Consider the following 606-nt stretch of genomic DNA (forward strand, 5'->3'; position numbering starts at 1 on the left):
GTCTACAGCATGCGACTCAAACGCCCTATTCAGACTCGCTTTCGCTACGGCTCCCCCACACGGGTTAACCTCGCCACACACCATAACTCGCAGGCTCATTCTTCAAAAGGCACGCAGTCACATCACACAGCAGCAAGCTGCTGTAAGCTCCTACGGCTTGTAGGCACACGGTTTCAGGTACTCTTTCACGACCCCTCACCGGGGCACTTTTCACCTTTCCCTCACGGTACTCGTGCACTATCGGTCATCAGGGAGTATTTAGGCTTACCAGGTGGTCCTGGCAGATTCACACAGGATTTCTCGGGCCCCGTGCTACTTGGGATCCCCTCAAGAAGCCCTCAAGATTTCGCCTACCCGGCTCTCACGGTCTTCGGCGCCCCTTCCCAGAGGCTTCGACTATCTCGAAGGTTTATCACTTCTTGTGGTCTCGGCAGAAACCACCAGAGGGTCCCACGACCCCGGACATGCAACGCCTGCCGGCTATCACACACGCCCGGTTTAGCCTCATCCGCTTTCGCTCACCACTACTCACGGAATCACTGTTGTTTTCTCTTCCTACGGGTACTGAGATGTTTCACTTCCCCGCGTTACCACCAACCGCCCTAT

The 606-nt window shown here is 55.8% G+C and carries 1 rRNA gene; it reads right to left on the bottom strand.

Annotated elements, in window-relative coordinates:
* Window positions 1-606: ribosomal RNA gene (locus tag KME80_RS49835) — 23S ribosomal RNA — on the bottom strand; the annotation flags it as partial.

This window comes from Nonomuraea ceibae, from assembly GCF_019396325.1.
Lineage (GTDB): Bacteria > Actinomycetota > Actinomycetes > Streptosporangiales > Streptosporangiaceae > Nonomuraea > Nonomuraea ceibae.